The sequence below is a fragment of the Thiomicrospira sp. R3 genome (assembly GCF_029581415.1).
In the GTDB taxonomy this organism is placed as follows: Bacteria; Pseudomonadota; Gammaproteobacteria; order Thiomicrospirales; family Thiomicrospiraceae; genus Thiomicrospira.
This window is the reverse complement of the sequence record NZ_CP121121.1, coordinates 1,788,759-1,807,811: the sequence shown is the minus strand read 5'-3', so window position 1 is coordinate 1,807,811 and position 19,053 is coordinate 1,788,759. Positions and strand designations below refer to the sequence as shown.

Here is a 19,053-nt window from a genome sequence, read left to right as displayed (position 1 = left end):
ATTAAACCTCATAGGTTGTAGAGCTGATTTTTCCGCCTGAGCCAACCCAGTCAGTATGGAACCATTCACCGCGTGGTTTATCAACACGCTCATAGGTATGGGCGCCAAAGTAATCACGCTGCGCCTGAATCAAGTTCGCCGACACGGTTTCGCTGCGATAACCATCAAAAAACGCCAACGCCGAACTAAGCGCCGGTGTAGGAATCGCATTATGCACCGCAAAAATCACCGCCTGACGCCAGTTGGCTTCGGTTTGCTTAATTGCCTGCTCAAAAAACGGTGCTTGCAATAGATTATCAAGGCTTGGATTCACATCATAAGCGGCTTTGATTTCGCCTAGGAAACGACTGCGGATAATGCAACCCCCGCGCCACATCAACGCAATGCCCCCATAGTTCAACGGCCAGTTAAACTCTTTAGCGGCTTGCGCCATCAACATATAGCCTTGGGTGTAGGAAATAATTTTTGCGCCATAGAGCGCATCATGAATCGCCTGCAACATCACATCGCGCTCCACTTCGACCGTCGGCAATACACGCGGATAGGTTTTAGCGGCTTGTTGACGCTGGGTTTTTAATGCCGAAATACAACGTGCATACACCGACTCGGTAATCAGGGTTAAGGGTACACCCATTTCTAATGAGCTGATACCTGTCCACTTCCCTGTGCCCTTTTGACCGGCGGCATCCAAGATTTTATCCACCAACGGCTCACCGTCTTCGTCTTTAAAACGCAGGATATCGGCGGTAATTTCAATCAGATAGGAATCCAATACCCCTAGGTTCCATTCTTTGAAGACCTCGTGGCATTCATCCGCGCTCATTCCCAAGCCTTCACGCATCAGCTGATAGGCTTCAGCGATCAATTGCATATCGCCATATTCAATCCCATTGTGCACCATCTTGACGTAGTGCCCAGCCCCTTCGGGGCCAACCCAATCACAACAGGCTTGATCGTCAACCTTGGCTGAAATCGCTTGAAAAATATCTTTCACAAGCGGCCAAGCCTCAGGTTTGCCGCCTGGCATAATAGAAGGCCCAAAACGCGCGCCTTCTTCGCCACCCGACACACCCGTACCGATAAAGTGAATCCCTTTTGCCGCTAGGTCTTGAGTACGACGCGTTGAATCAGTGTATAAGGAATTACCGCCATCGATGATCACATCACCTTGGTCTAACAAAGGCACTAATTGATCAATGAAGTCGTCCACAACCTGTCCTGCTTTAACCATTAACATCACCTTACGCGGTGAGGACAAAGAATCAACCAGCTGCTGCAAGCTATAAGCCGCTTGAATCGATTTGCCTTGCGCGGTGCTGGCGAGAAACTCATCGGTTTTTTGTGGGGAACGATTGTAAACAGTGACTTTATAGCCGTGATCAGCCATATTTAAAACCAAGTTTTGCCCCATAACGGCAAGGCCAATTAACGCGATATCTGATTGAGACATGAGTAGTTCCTTGAATTTACGCGCATAAAAATTTTAATTATCAACATTCTACCGAGCATACAAAAAAAATAAACAACTAATTTGGGGTTTAAAGATGAATTGTAAGAAATGAAGGCACTAAAAACAAAAAAGCCTTGGATTTTAAATAAATCCAAGGCTTAGCTTGTATGGCGTCCCGTAGGGGAGTCGAACCCCTGTCGCCGCCGTGAAAGGGCAGTGTCCTAGGCCTCTAGACGAACGGGACTTATTTTGTACCCTAATGTAGCAATTGGCCCAACACTTCAATAGTAAGAATCTGGAGCGGGAAACGAGACTCGAACTCGCGACCCCAACCTTGGCAAGGTTGTGCTCTACCAACTGAGCTATTCCCGCATGGCGTCCCGTAGGGGAGTCGAACCCCTGTCGCCGCCGTGAAAGGGCAGTGTCCTAGGCCTCTAGACGAACGGGACTTATTGTATAACATTTCAAAGCTTTTAGTTCACAACTTGAGGATTTTGGTGGAGCTAGGCGGGATCGAACCGCCGACCTCTACAATGCCATTGTAGCGCTCTCCCAGCTGAGCTATAGCCCCTCAAGCTGATGGATGCGTATTATAGTGACTTGAACGAGATCGTCAAGCAGTTTTTGATAAAAAATTAAACTTTTTTGACAACCGTTAACAAAGAATCTAAGCGCCCATCAGCAAATAATTGATAACCTTGTAAATTTTTTCTCATTACTGCATATTGATTTTCAAACCATAAGGGCATGATAGGTAAGGTAGCTTGCAAATGAGTCTGGAGTTGTCGATAAAGTTCTGCCTGCTGACCTAAGTCCTGTGTACGCCCTGCTCTTTTTATCAATTCATCGGCCAAGCTATTTCGATAACGTCCGCGATTTGCACCTTTGGGTGGAATCGCATCACTGGAAAACACATATTGAAATATATCTGGGCTTTTAATCCCCACCCAAGCAAGACTAAATAATTGGAATCGGCCTTGAACGATATCATTATAAAATGTGCCCCAGTCATAACTTTGTACCTGCAAATCAATACCCAAAGGTTTGAGCTGGGCTTGATAAAGCGTCGCAAGACGAATGCGTGTAGGGTCGCTGGATGTTTTAAAACTTAAACGAATGGGCGTGGCTTTAGCTGCTGATGGCCGCTCAATGGCTTTTAGTAAATCCCTCGCCTTATCTGGGTTATAGTTCCAACCGGTTAAATCTGGATGCCCAGCCCAGTGCTCAGGCGGTAATAAACCACCTGCTAACCGAGCCTGTCCCTGAAACATCGCGTCAATTACGAGTTGACGATCTAAGCCATGTGCAATCGCTTGACGCAATTGAGGCTGGCTCAACCAAGGGTCATCCAGATTAAACCCTATATAGGAGTAATTCGTACCCTTTTGCCAATCAACCTTTAACTCAGCTTGCGTTGTGCAATAGTTAACCAGCTCGGGTGATAAGTCATTTTGTACACAATCTAGCTCACCTTTTTGGAGTTTAAGCACTCTTACCATTGGGTCTTTCACCACCACGAAATGTAATTCAACTTGATCAGCTCGCTGCAGCACCAATCGCTGCTCATTCAAGCTTACAAAATAAGCCTGACCCGACCCGATAGGTTTGGCAGCAAAGTTGTGTTGTTGATTAATTAAATCAGCAGGCAAAATACCTAAAGTCAAACGCCCTACAAATAACGCATCCGCTTTAGATAAAATAAAATCAACCTGAGTGGGATTGATGGCTTCGATTTTTTTAATGTGGCTTAAGGTACCCCGATGCGGTGAACCAAAGTCAGTATCGAGGATGGATTGATAGGTTGCTAGAATATCCTCAGATGTTAAAGGTTTGCCATGATGAAAAACTACATTTTTTCTAAGTGTAAAGCGATAGTGGTCAGCAGAAATTTGCTGCCAATCGGCTAAATCAGCAATGGGTTCTGACGCCTCATTAAAGTCAATCAATTGTTGATAAATAAGGCGATTAACCCGACTGGATAACGCATCGGTGGCGCGGCGCGGATCAAGCATTCTCGGCCGAGATGTTACGCCAACATAGATATGCTGCGGATTATTGGGCGTTTGGCAGCCAGAAAGAAGGCTGGGGGCAACAAGGGCCGTAGCACTGGCCCTAAATAAAGACCGTCTTGAAAACGAGCGCGTCATTGAATGGTTATAGGTTCGGTGAACTGAGCAACTGATCTAGCGTCCTTAGATCCTCAACATTTAATATTCCCAAGGTGTTTTGCAATTGCAGTTGCGTTAATAATAAATTATGCAAAGCAGCGGCCAAATTACTCTGCGCATCGAACAAATTAGCACGCGCCGTCACCACATCAATCATATTGCGCAACCCGACACGATACCCCTCTTCTGCGGCCTCTAAAAAGGCTTCACCTGACTTAACCGCCTCTCGCAACGCACCTACAAGCGCATAGCCACGCTCCATATTGCGTGCTTGAACTCGAACATTAAGCCGTGCTTGCTCTTGGGCATCTCGCAAGGCATCGGTTGAAGCTTGGGTTTTAAATCTTGCCTCATCAACCTGAGAGCTAATACGCCCCCCCGTATAAAGTGGAACTGAAGCGACCACACTTAACGAGGTATTATGACCATCCATGCAGGCTTGCTGAGTGCCACTGCAGTGTGTATAACTGTGCGCCGCCCGAAGATTGACTCTTACCCAATGTGCAGAGCGTTTCGCTTCAATTTCTTCATTTGCAATACGCTGTTGTTGCTGTGCTAAACGTACCAGCAAATTTTCGGTTTCAGCCTGACGTTCTAAGGCTAACTTATCTAACTTTGGCTCGACAACCACCACATCCAACATCAATTGTTTAACCTGACTGATGGAGGTTCCTGTCAGTTTTGAGAGACTTTCATAGGCAATATCCAAATCGTTTTCAGCACTGATCAGACTTGATAATGTAATGTCATAAGTGGAGCGCGCTTGTAATACATCTGTTCGACTAGCCAACCCTACCTCAGCGGAAGCCTGGGCACGTTCCCATAAAATTTTGTCAGCCTCCATTTTTGACTTAGCCAACATCAACTTTTGTTCAGCTAATAACACATCAAAATAGGCCGAAGAAACGCGCATCATCAATTCTTGCTGGGCAAGCTGGAAATTTACCTCAGCGGTTTCAACAATATATTTTGCCTGATCATAACGGCTAAACGCCTCTCGGTTATAGAGCGCTTGGTTTAGCTCAGCCTCCAGTACTTGACGCGAAGAAGACACCCCTAAATCAGGGTGAGAATAGGAGGCAGATGCATTCACTGTAGGCAATAATAAAGACTTAGCTTGCGTAATAATCTCTCGTTCTGCATCAAAATTAGCGCGAGCCTGTGCGATTTTCGCATCATGCAAAACCGACATTTGATAAACATCCACCAGGCCTGGTGCTTTTGCTTGCGCGGTTAGGCTAGCCATGGAGAGGCTAGCCGCAACCGCCACGTAGATTAGTGACGACGTTTTTAAACGCACAGGTAAGTTAATCTTTTTCATGGGGTAACCAATCCTTAAAGGGGTGTTTGCTCAAACTAATATTGTAATACTTTACGTCATCCGTCACTTCCTTGCCAACCCAGTCACAGAGCATTAGAGGTTGGTCTTCCGTCTCAAGCTCAACTTCAGCAATCACCAGGCCTGCATTATCACCAAAAAACTCATCAATTTCCCAGGTTAAATCCTCAACAACCACAAGATAACGTACTTTCTCAATAACCGGGCCAACCATCAGTTTTTCAAGCATTTTTTCGGCATCGCTTACCGCAATAGCATACTCATATTCATCACGACTTAATCCTATTTCTAGGCTTTTGATATTGATATTAGCCTGCTCGCCCTCAATACGAATACGTACTGAACTTTTGCTTGAATTTTCCTCAATCTGATTAAGATAACCCTGAACAAATCGTGTTTGTTTCGCTACCTGTTGACGCCATTGATCATTCTTTAATAAAAACTTACGTTCAATTTCTCGTGCCATAATTTCAGCTTATCTCTTTATTTATTTAACCAGGCCTGGTTATAGGCTTGCCAATGAGATTGATTAGGATTGTTTAGGCTTTGCGCTAACTCGTCACACGCGATTTGATACTGAACAGGCGTCAGCCACCCTCGCATTAACTGAAAACGGAGATACACTAAATAGGTATTGATCACATCCAACTCGCAATAGTCACGAATAGCTTTAATATCACCAGCGCGATATTGATCCAATACATCCGCACCACTTAACCCCATTTTGCCAGGTAGCCCTAGTAGTAAGGCGATCTCATCGAGTTTTGCAACTGCTCGCGGTTGATAGCCAGCCATAACATCCATCAAATCAAGGTGTGCAAACTGATAACGGCTAATATAGTTATTCCATTTGCGTTCACGATTAAAGTCCCCCATATCCCAGTAGGTTCGGGCGGTAATACCATGTAATAATGCACGATAATGCAAAACGGGCAAATCAAACCCCCCGCCGTTCCAAGTCACAAGAGTGGGTTGAAAACGTTCGATACCCTCAAAAAAACGTTCAATAATAACTTTTTCGTCTGAATCAACATCACCAACTGACCAAATCTTTAACATCTGATCGGTTTTTAATACGGCTGAAATCGCTACCACCTTGTGCAAAAAATGTTTTTGAAACTCGCCACCACTTTCAATCCGGCGCTTGAGATTAATCGCCTGATACACATCCTCATCACTCAGGTCTTCAAAGCCAAATACCCGGCGTGCGGCCGCAATATCTGGCACGGTTTCAATATCAAAAATAAGCGCTGGCTGCATGCTTAACCTACTGGAAAAACATTGGTTGAAAGATAACGATCACCGCGATCACAAATAATCGACACAATCAGCGCATTTTCCACTTCAGTCGCCACCTTCAAGGCGGCGGCTGTCGTGCCACCCGACGAAATACCGGCAAATATTCCCTCTTCAACCGCTAAGCGTCTTGTCATGGTTTCAGCGGTTTGCTGGTCAATATCAATAATGCGATCCACCCGTTTTGGATCATAAATCTCAGGTAAATATTCACTAGGCCAGCGGCGAATACCCGGAATCGATGCCCCTTCAGTTGGCTGAACACCAACAATCTGAATAGCGGGGTTTTGCTGTTTTAAATACATTGAGCAGCCCATAATCGTGCCCGTCGTGCCCATGGAGCTAACAAAATGCGTCAGTTTTCCTTCGGTGTCACGCCAGATTTCGGGGCCTGTTGACTGGTAATGTGCTAAGGGGTTATCTGGGTTGGCAAATTGATTAAGCACGACACCCTCACCTGCGGCTTGCATCGCCAAGGCTTTATCGCGCGCGCCTTCCATTCCCTCGGCTTGAGTGACCAGCAACAGTTTTGCACCATAGGCCGCCATTGATGTCCGACGTTCAATGCTCATATTGTCGGGCATCAGCAAAATCATTTTGTAACCCAACATCGAAGCCGCCATCGCCAACGCAATGCCCGTATTACCACTCGTGGCTTCAATCAGGGTGTCGCCTGGTTTAATTTCACCGCGTTTTTGCGCTTGTAAAATCATATTCAGCGCTGGACGATCTTTCACAGAACCCGCCGGATTATTGCCCTCAAGCTTGACCAGCACCACTGAACCCGTATCGAGATTAACCAGTCGTTGTAATTGAACTAAAGGCGTGTTGCCTACTGTATCCATGAGTGTTTTAAACATGAGATGTATTTCCTGTTGATCAAAGCGCGCCTTCAAGCAAACGCAATATAGCATCGTTTTGAGCATTATAAAGGATAAAACAACTGAGAATAAACGGCATTAAAACAAAATAACCGCTATTTAATAAGACTAGTCGACAAGATCACTCGACATGCGTAACGCAATAGGAAATTCTACTCTAAAGGTTGAGCCTACTTGTAAACGACTATAAACAGAAAGCTTCGCATGGTGGCGCTCCAGAATATGTTTAACGATGGCTAAACCTAAACCCGTGCCACCCGAGCTTCGGGAACGCGCGTTATCGACACGATAAAACCGTTCTGTCAACCGCGGTATATGTTCCCGGTCAATGCCTATACCTGTATCCTTAACCTCAAACACCAAGGTTTGAGGAGTCTGATACCAGCGCACCCAAATATCACCCCCATTTGGGGTATAACGTATCGCGTTGGATACTAGATTAGTAAATACCGAACGTAACGCTTCGCTTTTACCCAATAAGCCATCTTTAGACTCAATATTAAAATGAAAATTATGTTTTCCACCACTCAATTGATTAGCTTCAAGCTCCAGTTTTTGCAGCATGCTCGCCACCTCAACATAATCCGATTCTAACTCGATATCTTCAGCTTCGATATTAGATAAGGTTAACAAGTCGTTAATAATGTTTTGCATTCTTAATGATTGTTGATGCATTTGGGTAACGGGATTGGCCCAAACAGGTGGCAAAGAATCTGCACTATCCAACATTAACTCAAGGTAACCATTTAATACCGTTAAGGGCGTTCGCAACTCATGCGAGGCGTTGGCCACGAAATCACGACGTACTTGAGCTAGGTTGTGCGCGTCGGTAATATCGCGGATAATCAAAAGATAGTGTTTATCAAAATAAGAAACCATTTTTGCGCTAAGGCGGCGGGTGCTTTCTGCACTCAAATAAAACTCGATCGCTTGATCAAAATGCTTGAGTTCCAGGTATTGAACCATTTCTTTTTGTCGCAGCAAATTAGTGATTTTATGTCCGACATCATTACGTCGCAACCCCAATAAGTTCTCAGCACTATGGTTCACCCATTCAATCTGAAACCTTTCGTTTAGCGAGATATGCGCGTCGGGCAGTAAATTCATCGCGTTATAAACCTGGTCGGTTTCTATGCGCAAGCGTTTTATCCGCCGTTTATCTTGAAAAACTTTTTCAAAATAGGCATCATAAATATCGCCCCATACCCCAAAAGGCACCTTGCTAGGCTCTAAGGCACGACTACGCACTAAGTTTAAGAAATGCAAAAAATAAAATAAATTACGCGCAAGATAGGTAGAGAAAGCCAGTAAAAAGGCTAGAGCCCAAAAACCGCTTAATCCTCCGATAATAAGTGCGATACTGAGTAGTGTCCCCACACCAATCAGTTCCTCAAACAGACGTGATGAGCTTTCTAATGAACTAACTGGTTTTATACTGAGCATTTAATCACCAGGCCTGGTTAACCAGGCATTGAAAAACGATAACCTGCACCACGAATGGTCTGGATATAATCCTCACATTCACTGGGCTCTAATAAACGACGTAATCGGCGTATATGAACATCCACTGTTCGCTCCTCGACAATCACGCTATCGCCCCAAACTTGATCTAGCAACTGGGTTCGAGAATAAACCCGATTGGGATGGCTCATAAAAAACTGAATCAAGCGAAACTCAGTAGGGCCAAGTTTAACTTCTTCATTTTTTGCCCAGAATCGGTGACTGGACAAATCTAATTTGAGCTCACCCCGCTCTACTATATCAACATGCAGCGCGCCTTCAGGGTCTTTACGACGCAATAAGGCTTTCACCCGTGCCACTAAGGCGCGCGGAGAAAAAGGTTTTACCACATAATCATCGGCCCCTGACTCAAACCCTTGCACCTGATCTGACTCCTCACCGCGTGCAGTGAGCAGAATAAGCGGCAATACGCGGGTTTGATCGTTCTGACGAATGCGCTTGGCCAAATTTAAACCGCTGACACCCGGCAACATCCAATCTAAAATTAGTAAATCAGGCTTATGTTCTAATAATAACGCCCAGCCTTGCTCTGCATTCGCCGCTTCGATCACCTCAAACTCGGCAGCATGCAGCGTAAAACTTAGCATATCCCGAATTGCTGTTTCATCTTCAACAATTAAAATTTTAGCTTGTGGCATAGTGTTCCTTACTTAGCTTGTATAGACAGCAAAAACTCAGCTAAAGCATCATCATCCATATTGCGCAGATCCTGACCATTTACCAGATATATTATAGTTTCAGCAATATTACGCGCATGATCCGTAATGCGCTCGGCAGCACGCAAAGCATAAACCAGTTGTAGCAAACACTCAACATCATGATCAGTTTCTTTAAAACGCTCCGTTACTTCTTCCATAACAACGGCAAACAACTCATCAATCCGCTCTTCTTCTTCAATAACGGCTGCGGCGCCGGATAAATCCAAACGAGTAAACGCATCCAACACATTTTTTAACATTTCGCGAGCACGTGATGATATCTCAACCAACTGTTTATAACCTTGAAGGTTCTGGCAATCTAATTTACCACTCTGAGCAAGACGTAAAACTAACCTTGAAATTTTAACCACCTCATCCCCCATACGTTCAAGGTCAACCGCAATGCGAATCGACGAGACAATTAAACGAAGGTCAGAAGCGGTTGGCTGTTGGCGTGCAAGCACGCGCACGCACAAACGATCAATTTCCATTTCTTCACGATTCACCAGCTTATCAAGCTGAATCACTTCGCGTGCCAAATCACTATCGGCATTTTGTACCGACAATACCGATGACTGTAATTGGCGCTCAACTAAACTACCCATTTCTAATATCTGGTTAAACAAATCTTCAAGGTATTGATTATAGCTGGCAGAAACATGCGTGCCGAATTCTTTTCTATTCATGGTATATTCCTTTTTTAAATTTTGTACTTTATGACGCGTTATTAATTATTTTTTCAACTACTATTAACCATAACGTCCTGTTATATAGTCTTCGGTGCGTTTCACCTGTGGATTAGTAAACAAGCTATCTGTATCCGTGTACTCAACCAGTTCACCCATATACATAAACGCGGTGTAATCCGATACACGCGCGGCTTGCTGCATGTTATGGGTAACGATCAAAATCGTGAAATCTTTTTTCAGCTCGAAAATCAACTCTTCAATCGTAAGGGTAGAGATCGGATCTAAGGCCGATGTAGGCTCATCAAGCAACAAAACCTCTGGCTGAATGGCAATCGCGCGTGCAATACACAACCGCTGCTGCTGCCCACCCGACATACCCAATGCATTTTCATGCAAGCGGTCCTTGGCTTCATTCCAAAGACCTGCTCCCTTAAGTGCCCATTCAATGGTTTCATCAAGCGTTTTCTTGTCGTTAATTCCCTGCAAACGCAAGCCATAAGCCACGTTTTCATATATAGATTTGGGGAAAGGGTTAGGTTTTTGGAAAACCATTCCAATACGGCGACGAATTTCAGCAACATCTAATTCTTTAGCATACATATCTTGACCGTGCAAATACATTTTGCCATCTACGCTGACGATATCAATCAAATCGTTCATTCGATTAAAACAACGAAGCAAGGTTGATTTTCCGCAACCTGAAGGACCGATAAAAGCCGTGACTCGGTTTTCAGGCAAGTCCATAGTGACATTTTTAAGCGCTTGCGACTTGCCATAATAGAGATTCCAATCTTTAACTTGAATCGCCATTTTCTCATCATTTAACGCTAACCCACGGTTATCACGCTCCATCGCCACTTTAACTGTATTGTTACTCATTACATTATTCCCTTTAATCAATTCGCTAACTTTTAGCAACCAGGCCTGACCGCTAAAAGGATGATTTTTTAATTATCTGTTTTAATTGTCTAGTGACTTATACTTTTCACGCAGGCGGTTACGAATGACGATCGCTGCCAGATTTAAGCTCACAATTAAAACCACTAACAATAACGAAGTGGCATAAACCAATGGTTGAGCAGCCTCTACGTTCGGGCTTTGAAAACCAACATCGTAAATGTGAAAACCTAAGTGCATAAATTTTTGATCCAAATGGATAAAGGGCGCATTAGCATTAACAGGTAACTCGGTTACCGACTTAACCACCCCAACCAACATCAAAGGCGCAACCTCACCTGCTGCACGTGCAACCGCCAAAATTAAACCGGTCATAATGGCAGGCGTCGTCATGGGTAACACAATTCGCATAATCACTTCTGCCTTGGTTGCACCCAAGGCTAACCCCCCTTCACGCAACGCACGTGGAATACGTGACAAACCTTCATCAGTCGCGACAATCACCACAGGCAAAGTAAGCAGTGCCATGGTTAAAGACGCCCAAAGCAGGCCTGGTGTTCCGAAGGTTGGATTAGGTAAGGCATGGCTGTAGAACATTTGATCGACGGAGAAGCCTAAAATATAAACAAAAAACCCTAAACCGAAAATACCAAATACAATCGATGGAACCCCAGCCAAGTTGTTAATTGAGATACGGATCAAACGTAACAGTCTGCCTTCCTTAGCGTACTCACGCATATAGATTGCAGCGACCACACCCATCGGCATTACGAATAATGTCATCAATATCACCATCGTCAGCGTCCCTACGATAGCTGGGAACACACCACCTTCAGTATTCGACTCACGAGGGTCATCGGTTAAAAACGAGCCTATAGAGCCGAAAAAATAACCCAACTTATTGCCGAGGTGCATTTCGTTAGGTTGCCAGAATCTTACAAACTGGCTTACATTCACTTCAACATCGCGATCTGTTCCAACACGAACGACAACGCTACCAAGTGCGTTTAATTCTCTGTAATAACCATCAAGCTGTAGTTGTAATACACCAAACTTCTCATGCATCGCTTGACGTTTCGCTTCCATCTCCGCTTCAAGCTGAGGCGTTAGACGATCTCGCATTTCGAGTTTACGTCGATCATAACGCAAGGTTTGCAGGTCATGGTTAATACCACCAATAACCGTTCTTTCTAAGTGACGTATTTTGGTTCGAATCTTGTTGCCTTCTTTAATCGCGGCATTAATGGCCTTATAGACCTGTTGAAGCTCGGTGATTTCACCCTGATCATTCTTAAATGCTTGAATGTAACCATACATATTGCCCGATGCATAACGCTCGATAACGCTAATACCCTGAGCTTTATTCCAAGTTTGACCAACGATATGCGCTTCATCTACCCATCTAAAGTCAAAACTGTATAAGTCACGATTACCAGTTTTAATTAAAATTTGCGGCTCACGCAATACAAAACCCGGGTTTTGCGGATCACGGGTTTCACGGAAGCGGGTATTGTGTATCTCACCTTGAAGTATTTGTACTTCTGAACTAGGTGTTGGTTGAATTTGAAACTCATACACCGCATGAGGCCAAAAGTGACTTAACCCACGAAAGGCAATCATTAGGAGCAAACCAAACACCAACACCACCGAGGCAGCGGCAGCGGCAGCACTATACCAAACCCAGTGCTCGCCTTTATTTAACCATGTTTTCATAACACTATTCCTTTTGCTTGATGGGCTTAAAGTTGACCGTATTTACGGCGCATGCGCTGGCGAACCACCTCAGCAAGCGTATTAAAGAAGAAGGTGAACATAAACAGCACCAAGCCCGCTAAGAACAACACACGATAATGGGTACTATCCACTTCGGTTTCGCCCATCTCTACCGCAAGGTTGGCGGACAAGGTACGCATACCTTCAAACAGGCTGAAATCCATTAGTGGTGTATTGCCCGAAGCCATTAATACAATCATCGTTTCACCGACACCGCGACCAAAACCTAGCATAATAGCGGAGAAAATACCTGGACTGGCTGTAGGTAACACCACCCCTTTCAAGGTTTGCCAGCCGCTTGCGCCCAAGGCATAAGAACCGTTAACCAAATAGTTAGGTACCGAGTAGATCGCATCTTCTGCTACTGAGAAAATAGTTGGAATCAACGCAAAGCCCATCGCAAAACCGATAATCATCGCATTACGCTGGTCATAGGTGATGCCTGCGGTTTCTGTTAACCAGGTACGCATATCACCTTGGAAAAACATATATTGCAGCGGATCGCTCATCGTCATCGACAGCCACCCTAAAAAGGCTACCACCGGAATCATCAACACCACACGACGCCCGACCGGAATCATCAAGCGAATTTTGTCTGGCATCCTTGACCATCCATAGCCAAACAGCAGGATACCCAGCGGTACCACAATAATAATCGCAAAAAAGGCAGGAAGGTTGGATTCCACATAGGGCGCAAGCCACAGACCTGCCAAGAAGCCTAAAATAACCGTTGGCAAGGCCTCAATTAATTCAACCGATGGTTTTACCCACTGACGAGTACGTTTATCCATAAAGAAGGCGGTATAGATCGCCGCAAAAATCGCAATCGGCACCGCAAACAGCATCGAGTAAAGCGCGGCTTTAATCGTACCGAAGGTTAAGGGAGTTAACGAGAATTTAAACTCAAAATCATCGTTGCCCGATGAAGACTGCCAGGTATGGGTCGGTTCTGAATAACCTTCATACCAGACCTTGTTCCATAAGCTTCCAAATGAAACCTCAGGGTGTGGGTTGTCAATATCATAGCTAATTAAGCGACCTGACTCGGTTTCGATTAATGCGCCATTGGAGCGTGGTGCAAAACTTACAAAGCTGATTGATTCATCAGCCACCTCTGAACTGCGTAAATGACGGTGTGATGTTGAATAATACAAATGGAAGGATCCATTGGCATCACCCACAGCAAACCCTTTACGGGTTGATTCCATTCCCATAGAGGTAATCGGATAGTTATCGCGCTGAAACGAGCGAATTTCATGCAATGCAAAGTCATTATTTTTATCACGAACAGGGAACCACTGCACAATGCGTCCAGTATCTGTACCGAACATCATCGAAGTATTACCATTCAAAAAACGTACACTGGTTAAGGTTTCATTCGGTTTAATCACCCGCACTTTTTGTAACAACTCGGGTTGGTTCATATTCGCTAGCGAATAATAGTAGGCTTGACCGTCATTACTCACTAATACCAAATCACGCATCAACCCACCTAATAACATATGGTCGGCATAAGACTCGGTAGTGAATTGAGTGCGTTCATCTAAATCAAGCTGCACCTCATCACTCAAAAACGAGGAGCGTTTACGATAGGTTTGCACATGCAATACATTTGATCCAGCAGCTTGCACCACAATCATCATCGCCGTTTCACGCTCTCGCACAGCTAACTGCTCAATCGGCTCGTTAATAATCTGCTTACCGCTTTCCCCATAGGGCCACTCGACAACCGGTGTGACCCTACGTTGATTGTTAGGAAAGCTAATTTCAAAACGAATTTTGCCTATCAATACGCGTCCGTCAGCAAAACCAAATGCAAATTCATTATTCCCTTCATTGATCACAGTAAAACTAGTAATTCGAGAATCCTGAATAGGCAGACTTTTGTCGAGCATTACATCGGCATTCTCAGTAGAGAACCCCAAAATACGTCCCGTATCCGTGATACGCACGCCCGCTTCTCTGTGGTCATCCAATGCATAATGCAATGTTTTAACATTCATACCCCCCGGCACGGTCATTTCGGCCCGCTTTTCCAATGTAGCAGGCGCAAAAATAGGCAACACAACATACATCAAAAAGAACATGATCAGGAAGACGGCAAAAATTATTCCTACCCCGCCAATACTAATGCCGTACTTAGCCGCATGATCTTTTAAGCGCCGTGTTGCCAAACGCTTTTTTGTCTTTGGCCCATTCAGCGTGTCATAAAGACCTTGCTTCGTTTGCTCGCTCATAATAAATTCCCAGTTAAGTTAAATTGAACGAACTTAATATATAAGATTTATATGACAACAATATGTCAAATGATAAAACACCTGGTTTAATCCACCAGGCCTGGTTATTTACCGGCTTAAATTTGGCAAATCAGGCATTTGCGGTTACTATGTGATTTTTTTAAACTAGGTAAAGGGAAATCTCATGGCAAAACGTGCATCAGCTCGTCATCTTTTAGTAGAAACTGAAGCTCAGTGTTTGGAACTAAAACAACAAATTGAAAATGGCGCAGACTTCGCTGAAGTCGCGAAAGCGCATTCTTCTTGCCCTTCTTCAGCACAGGGTGGAGAACTCGGTGAATTTGGTCCAGGCATGATGGTGCCTGAATTTGATAAGGTGGTCTTTAGTGCGCCCGTAAATACCGTACAAGGCCCTGTTCAGACTCAGTTCGGTTATCATTTGCTTGAAGTCACCTCTCGCACTGACTAATGTCACAACCTAAATGTACACCTGCCCGCTTTGTAAAGCGCCACTAGTACGCCAAGCCCAGCGATGGGCGTGTGAGAATAGACATAGTTTTGATATCGCCAAAGAAGGCTATGTCAATTTGTTGCCGGTACAAAACAAACGTTCACTCACCCCGGGCGACAATGCTGAAATGATGCAGGCGAGGCGTGCATTTTTAAACCAAGGATTTTATCAGCCATTGGCTGACAATCTTGCTGGTCAACTCCAACGTCTGCTTTCAGCTCAAGCCAAGCTACTCGATTTGGGATGTGGTGAAGGTTACTACACACAATCTGTGGCTGCTAAACTTAACGATTATGCTGGGGTTAAACGAGACGTTTGGGGCATCGACATTTCTAAAACAGCCATTCGTTATGCATCTAAACGTGAGCCTTCAATAGCATTCAGCGTGGCAAGTGCCTATCAACTACCGTTTGCTGATGATTGCTTTGATGCATTGATTCGTGTGTATGCGCCCTCCGAGCCCAATGAGCTCAAACGCGTCATTAAAACCGGCGGTTACCTGCTTACGGTTCAACCTGGTGCTGAACATTTAATAGAACTAAAACACGCCATTTATCAAACACCCCGACTACATGATGAAACCTATTCACCTTGTGACGGTTTTGCCCTGATACACCAAAAAAACTTACGCTACACCCTAAATTTAAACACCGCTAATGATGTTTTAAATCTGATTAATATGACGCCTTTTGGTTGGAAATTACAAAACGACAAAAAACAGCAAATAAGTCAAACTATTGATTTCGTTCAAGCTGATTTTTTAATTCAACTTCATCAAAAATTACCACAATAGATTCATCAACAACCCGACTGGGTTGTTAGAGAAGTTTCTAAAAATCTGTTAGCATAAGCGTATATTTTATTGAGTTGAATGTATTTCATGACCACAGCACTTGTGCTTGCACAAAAAATTTTTCCAAACCGCGATCCGGATCAGCTTCCAGCTTACTTATTACGAGCATGTAGCCTAGCGCTAGAAGCGGATGCCTTGCCTAATCGACGAGTGATCTCTAGCCTTGAAGCGATCAATGAATTACTGCCTTTAAATCTTGATGACAACACCCTAACCGCAACATTAATCAGTGATCTTAACCTTGAACCTTACTATCCTATTGAAAAACTTGAATCTGAGTTTGGCAATAACATAGCAAAGTTAGTTGAAGGCATCAGACGGCTCAATAATTTTAAAGAGTTTGACCCCACCACTCACTCCGATCAAGTACAAACTGAACGTTTACGTCAAATGCTGCTGGCTATGACATCCGATATTCGAATTATGGTCGTTAAACTCGGTTATCGTGTAGCGCGATTACGTCATTTAAAGTTTGAAGATGAAACCACACGCCGTCAAATTGCAGAAGAAACGCAACTTATTTTTGCACCCTTAGCAAATCGCCTGGGGATGGCACAACTTAAATGGGAACTGGAAGACCTTTCTTTTCGTTTTTTACACCCTGATACCTATAGAACCATTGCTAATCAATTGGCCGACAAACGTACTGAGCGAGAAAACTATATTCGTTTATTTACCGCTCAGCTTCAATCCATCCTGCTCGACGAAGGCATTGTGGCCGAAATCAGCGGAAGACCCAAACATATTTATAGTATTTGGAAAAAAATGTCGAAGAAAAAGCTCACTGTGGATGAGCTTTATGATCTGCGTGCGGTGCGAATTTATGTAAGACACGTTAGCGAATGTTATCGAGTTCTGAGTTTAGTTCATAGCCAGTGGAACTTTATTCGTTCGGAGTATGACGATTATGTCACTACACCAAAAGAAAACGGCTATCAATCAATTCACACAGTTGTTATAGGTCCTCAAGGTAAAACGGTTGAAATCCAAATCCGTACCTACGAAATGCACCAGCATGCCGAACATGGCATTGCTGCGCATTGGAAATATAAAGAAGGTGGAAAAGGCTACGATGAAAATCTTGAAACCAGCATTAGCAATATGCGCCAATTACTTGAAAACAGAACGGATTATGAAGTTTTCAATGAAATTAGTACCGAACTTCAAAGCAAAAACATTTATGTTTTAACGCCCAAAAACCAGATTATCAGCTTACCTCAAGGTGCAACAGCATTAGACTTCGCCTATGCCATTCACTCTGACCTGGGGCATAGCTGTCGCGGTGCTAAATTAAATGGTAGGATTATTACCTTGACCAGAGCGCTAGATACCGGCGATCGGATTGAAATTTTAGCCGTTAAAAACGGAGAACCCAATCGTAATTGGCTTAATCCTAACCTGTGTTACCTAAAAACGAGCCGTGCAAGAACCCGGATTAAACATTGGTTTAATAAGCGTGATCGTCATCTTAATATTGAATCCGGCGAGCAGCTTTACCAACGTGAAATAAAACGCCTGCATATTCATGATATTAAAGCCAAAGATATAGCTAAATATTTCTATTTTGAGCACGAAAAAGATTTTTTTGAAGCGTTAGGTAAAGGTCAACTAAATGAGCGCCAACTTCTCAGCGCCCTGCAAAAAAGACTTCAGCCCCCATCAGTTAAACCAATTATTAGAACCGCCTCACCCGAGCGCCCTGTTAAATTAGCAGATGACCAGGTCTATGTGGTGGGTGCCCCCTTACTCAAAACACTACTTGCGCCTTGCTGCAGCCCAAAACCTGGCGATCAAATTATTGGTTTTGTAACCCGGGGACGTGGTGTAACGGTTCACACATCTGACTGTGCTAATATTCTTAACCTCAGTAATCCTGATCGACAACGCCTGATTGAAGTCAACTGGGGTAACTCAAATGAACCGCTTGCCGAAATCTATTTAATGACCATGCATATCCTTGCGTTTGATCGAAAAGGTTTATTGCGCGATATTATGAGCAAACTCACTGATTTAGATGTAAACTTAGTGCGCTCAAATACGGTTACACAACGCCAAGACCGCACAGTGGAAATGGAACTCGCCTTGGAGGTTTCGTCGCAAACAGATTTGAGCGCCCTACTCGATCAAATAGAGGCCTTACCCAATGTAGAAGAGGTAAGTCTAGAACAAGCTGAGGATGATTCATGAGGTCGGTAAAACTAAGTATATTGCGTGGGATACGTGCAATCAAATACAGCCAGTGGTTAAACAAAAAATTCCCTGGGCTTAAAAACAAAGATCTCTGGCGTGGTGATCGCATTACGTTTGCCAAAGCGGGGTTTGTAGGGGCATTTTGCGCCTTTATCCCTGTCCCTTTGCAAATGCCTCTTGCAGCTATTATTGCTTACTTTGCTAAAGCCAATATCCCCTTCTCCGTTGCTCTAGCGTGGATTACCAATCCAGTTACTATGTGGCCAATTTGGACGTTTGGGTATATTGTGGGCGCGAAAATTTTGGACATGCCCACCGTGCGAAATATTGAAGTAACCGAAGGATTAGGTGTGCTGGGCTGGATGACCGAGGTATTCCCTCAAATTTGGTTACCACTATGGTTTGGTAACATATTTATGGGCACCCTTGTAGGGCTGGTTCTGTATCTAGTGATTCGCTTTATTCCGATACCCCATTTCAACAGAAATAGCGCCAAAAAAACTAAAGAAGAATGAACTTATATAAACTGAGCCTTTTTACAAGGCTCAAT

General features: G+C 44.1%; 16 protein-coding genes and 4 tRNA genes. 4 read left to right on the top strand and 16 right to left on the bottom strand.

The features are described 5' to 3' along the window. Position 1: 1 nt before the first annotated feature. The 16 genes from gnd to P8S55_RS09180 all read right to left on the bottom strand — a co-directional run bounded on the left by gnd (position 2) and on the right by P8S55_RS09180 (position 14,949). The gene (gene gnd, locus P8S55_RS09255; RefSeq protein ID WP_289223923.1) at positions 2–1,450 is read right to left on the bottom strand and encodes a decarboxylating NADP(+)-dependent phosphogluconate dehydrogenase; all 1,449 of its coding nucleotides are present in this window, start codon (positions 1,448–1,450) and stop codon (positions 2–4) included. Between the two features lie 168 nt (positions 1,451–1,618). Further along, a tRNA-Glu gene (locus P8S55_RS09250) sits at positions 1,619–1,694 on the bottom strand. 52 nt (positions 1,695–1,746) lie between these two features. Beyond that, positions 1,747–1,822 (bottom strand) — tRNA-Gly (locus P8S55_RS09245). A 1-nt stretch (position 1,823) separates the two neighbouring features. After that, a tRNA-Glu gene (locus tag P8S55_RS09240) sits at positions 1,824–1,899 on the bottom strand. Positions 1,900–1,945: 46 nt separating this feature from the next. Next, positions 1,946–2,021 (bottom strand) — tRNA-Ala (locus P8S55_RS09235). 64 nt (positions 2,022–2,085) lie between these two features. Continuing rightward, positions 2,086–3,462 carry an ABC transporter substrate-binding protein gene (locus P8S55_RS09230; protein ID WP_289223922.1) on the bottom strand — a complete coding sequence of 459 codons (1,377 nt, stop codon included), beginning with the start codon at positions 3,460–3,462 and terminating at the stop codon, positions 2,086–2,088. 142 nt (positions 3,463–3,604) lie between these two features. Continuing rightward, the gene (locus P8S55_RS09225; RefSeq protein ID WP_289223921.1) at positions 3,605–4,939 is read right to left on the bottom strand and encodes a TolC family outer membrane protein; all 1,335 of its coding nucleotides are present in this window, start codon (positions 4,937–4,939) and stop codon (positions 3,605–3,607) included. Beyond that, the gene (locus tag P8S55_RS09220) at positions 4,926–5,423 is read right to left on the bottom strand and encodes a CYTH domain-containing protein (protein WP_289223920.1); all 498 of its coding nucleotides are present in this window, start codon (positions 5,421–5,423) and stop codon (positions 4,926–4,928) included. The genes P8S55_RS09225 and P8S55_RS09220 overlap by 14 nt, the downstream gene beginning before the upstream one ends. Before the next feature lie 17 nt (positions 5,424–5,440). Further along, positions 5,441–6,217 carry a 3'-5' exonuclease gene (locus P8S55_RS09215; RefSeq protein WP_289223919.1) on the bottom strand — a complete coding sequence of 259 codons (777 nt, stop codon included), beginning with the start codon at positions 6,215–6,217 and terminating at the stop codon, positions 5,441–5,443. Positions 6,218–6,219: 2 nt separating this feature from the next. Beyond that, positions 6,220–7,113: a cysteine synthase CysM gene (cysM, locus tag P8S55_RS09210; RefSeq protein ID WP_289223918.1), complete on the bottom strand. Its 894-nt coding sequence runs from the start codon at positions 7,111–7,113 to the stop codon at positions 6,220–6,222. A 129-nt stretch (positions 7,114–7,242) separates the two neighbouring features. Next, positions 7,243–8,577 carry a phosphate regulon sensor histidine kinase PhoR gene (gene phoR / locus P8S55_RS09205; RefSeq protein ID WP_289223917.1) on the bottom strand — a complete coding sequence of 445 codons (1,335 nt, stop codon included), beginning with the start codon at positions 8,575–8,577 and terminating at the stop codon, positions 7,243–7,245. A gap of 17 nt (positions 8,578–8,594) precedes the next feature. Beyond that, complete coding sequence (gene phoB, locus P8S55_RS09200; RefSeq protein WP_289223916.1) at positions 8,595–9,293, bottom strand: phosphate regulon transcriptional regulator PhoB; 699 nt, start codon at positions 9,291–9,293, stop codon at positions 8,595–8,597. A gap of 8 nt (positions 9,294–9,301) precedes the next feature. Beyond that, positions 9,302–10,039 (bottom strand): phosphate signaling complex protein PhoU, encoded by a 738-nt coding sequence (phoU, locus tag P8S55_RS09195; protein WP_289223915.1) that lies wholly within the window; start codon positions 10,037–10,039, stop codon positions 9,302–9,304. 63 nt (positions 10,040–10,102) lie between these two features. After that, a complete protein-coding gene (gene pstB / locus P8S55_RS09190) occupies positions 10,103–10,921 on the bottom strand; it encodes a phosphate ABC transporter ATP-binding protein PstB (RefSeq protein ID WP_289223914.1) in 819 nt (272 codons plus the stop codon). A gap of 81 nt (positions 10,922–11,002) precedes the next feature. Further along, positions 11,003–12,652 carry a phosphate ABC transporter permease PstA gene (gene pstA, locus P8S55_RS09185; protein ID WP_289223913.1) on the bottom strand — a complete coding sequence of 550 codons (1,650 nt, stop codon included), beginning with the start codon at positions 12,650–12,652 and terminating at the stop codon, positions 11,003–11,005. A 26-nt stretch (positions 12,653–12,678) separates the two neighbouring features. Beyond that, a complete protein-coding gene (locus tag P8S55_RS09180; RefSeq protein ID WP_289223912.1) occupies positions 12,679–14,949 on the bottom strand; it encodes an ABC transporter permease subunit in 2,271 nt (756 codons plus the stop codon). Positions 14,950–15,133: 184 nt separating this feature from the next. Here P8S55_RS09180 and P8S55_RS09175 point away from each other — a divergent pair, with 184 nt between their 5' ends. From P8S55_RS09175 to P8S55_RS09160, 4 genes are all read left to right on the top strand, one after another. Further along, on the top strand, positions 15,134–15,418 hold the full coding sequence (locus tag P8S55_RS09175; RefSeq protein ID WP_289223911.1) for a peptidylprolyl isomerase: 285 nt from the start codon (positions 15,134–15,136) through the stop codon (positions 15,416–15,418). 13 nt (positions 15,419–15,431) lie between these two features. After that, positions 15,432–16,253, top strand: a complete 822-nt coding sequence (gene rlmA / locus P8S55_RS09170) for a 23S rRNA (guanine(745)-N(1))-methyltransferase (protein ID WP_289223910.1) — start codon at positions 15,432–15,434, stop codon at positions 16,251–16,253. 87 nt (positions 16,254–16,340) lie between these two features. Then, complete coding sequence (locus P8S55_RS09165) at positions 16,341–18,500, top strand: RelA/SpoT family protein (RefSeq protein WP_289223909.1); 2,160 nt, start codon at positions 16,341–16,343, stop codon at positions 18,498–18,500. Beyond that, positions 18,497–19,018 (top strand): DUF2062 domain-containing protein, encoded by a 522-nt coding sequence (locus tag P8S55_RS09160; protein WP_289223908.1) that lies wholly within the window; start codon positions 18,497–18,499, stop codon positions 19,016–19,018. Before P8S55_RS09165 ends, P8S55_RS09160 begins: the two co-directional genes overlap by 4 nt. The last annotated feature ends 35 nt before the right edge of the window (positions 19,019–19,053 follow it).

What these genes read in the sequence shown, in the direction of transcription:
- gnd (WP_289223923.1), bottom strand. Translation starts at nt 1,450, where the DNA reads ATGTCTCAATCAGATATCGCGTTAATTGGCCTTGCCGTTATGGGGCAA.
- P8S55_RS09230 (WP_289223922.1), bottom strand. Translation starts at nt 3,462, where the DNA reads ATGCTTGATCCGCGCCGCGCCACCGATGCGTTATCCAGTCGGGTTAAT.
- P8S55_RS09225 (WP_289223921.1), bottom strand. Translation starts at nt 4,939, where the DNA reads ATGAAAAAGATTAACTTACCTGTGCGTTTAAAAACGTCGTCACTAATC.
- P8S55_RS09220 (WP_289223920.1), bottom strand. Translation starts at nt 5,423, where the DNA reads ATGGCACGAGAAATTGAACGTAAGTTTTTATTAAAGAATGATCAATGG.
- P8S55_RS09215 (WP_289223919.1), bottom strand. Translation starts at nt 6,217, where the DNA reads ATGCAGCCAGCGCTTATTTTTGATATTGAAACCGTGCCAGATATTGCG.
- cysM (WP_289223918.1), bottom strand. Translation starts at nt 7,113, where the DNA reads ATGTTTAAAACACTCATGGATACAGTAGGCAACACGCCTTTAGTTCAA.
- phoR (WP_289223917.1), bottom strand. Translation starts at nt 8,577, where the DNA reads ATGCTCAGTATAAAACCAGTTAGTTCATTAGAAAGCTCATCACGTCTG.
- phoB (WP_289223916.1), bottom strand. Translation starts at nt 9,293, where the DNA reads ATGCCACAAGCTAAAATTTTAATTGTTGAAGATGAAACAGCAATTCGG.
- phoU (WP_289223915.1), bottom strand. Translation starts at nt 10,039, where the DNA reads ATGAATAGAAAAGAATTCGGCACGCATGTTTCTGCCAGCTATAATCAA.
- pstB (WP_289223914.1), bottom strand. Translation starts at nt 10,921, where the DNA reads ATGAGTAACAATACAGTTAAAGTGGCGATGGAGCGTGATAACCGTGGG.
- pstA (WP_289223913.1), bottom strand. Translation starts at nt 12,652, where the DNA reads ATGAAAACATGGTTAAATAAAGGCGAGCACTGGGTTTGGTATAGTGCT.
- P8S55_RS09180 (WP_289223912.1), bottom strand. Translation starts at nt 14,949, where the DNA reads ATGAGCGAGCAAACGAAGCAAGGTCTTTATGACACGCTGAATGGGCCA.
- P8S55_RS09175 (WP_289223911.1), top strand. Translation starts at nt 15,134, where the DNA reads ATGGCAAAACGTGCATCAGCTCGTCATCTTTTAGTAGAAACTGAAGCT.
- rlmA (WP_289223910.1), top strand. Translation starts at nt 15,432, where the DNA reads ATGTACACCTGCCCGCTTTGTAAAGCGCCACTAGTACGCCAAGCCCAG.
- P8S55_RS09165 (WP_289223909.1), top strand. Translation starts at nt 16,341, where the DNA reads ATGACCACAGCACTTGTGCTTGCACAAAAAATTTTTCCAAACCGCGAT.
- P8S55_RS09160 (WP_289223908.1), top strand. Translation starts at nt 18,497, where the DNA reads ATGAGGTCGGTAAAACTAAGTATATTGCGTGGGATACGTGCAATCAAA.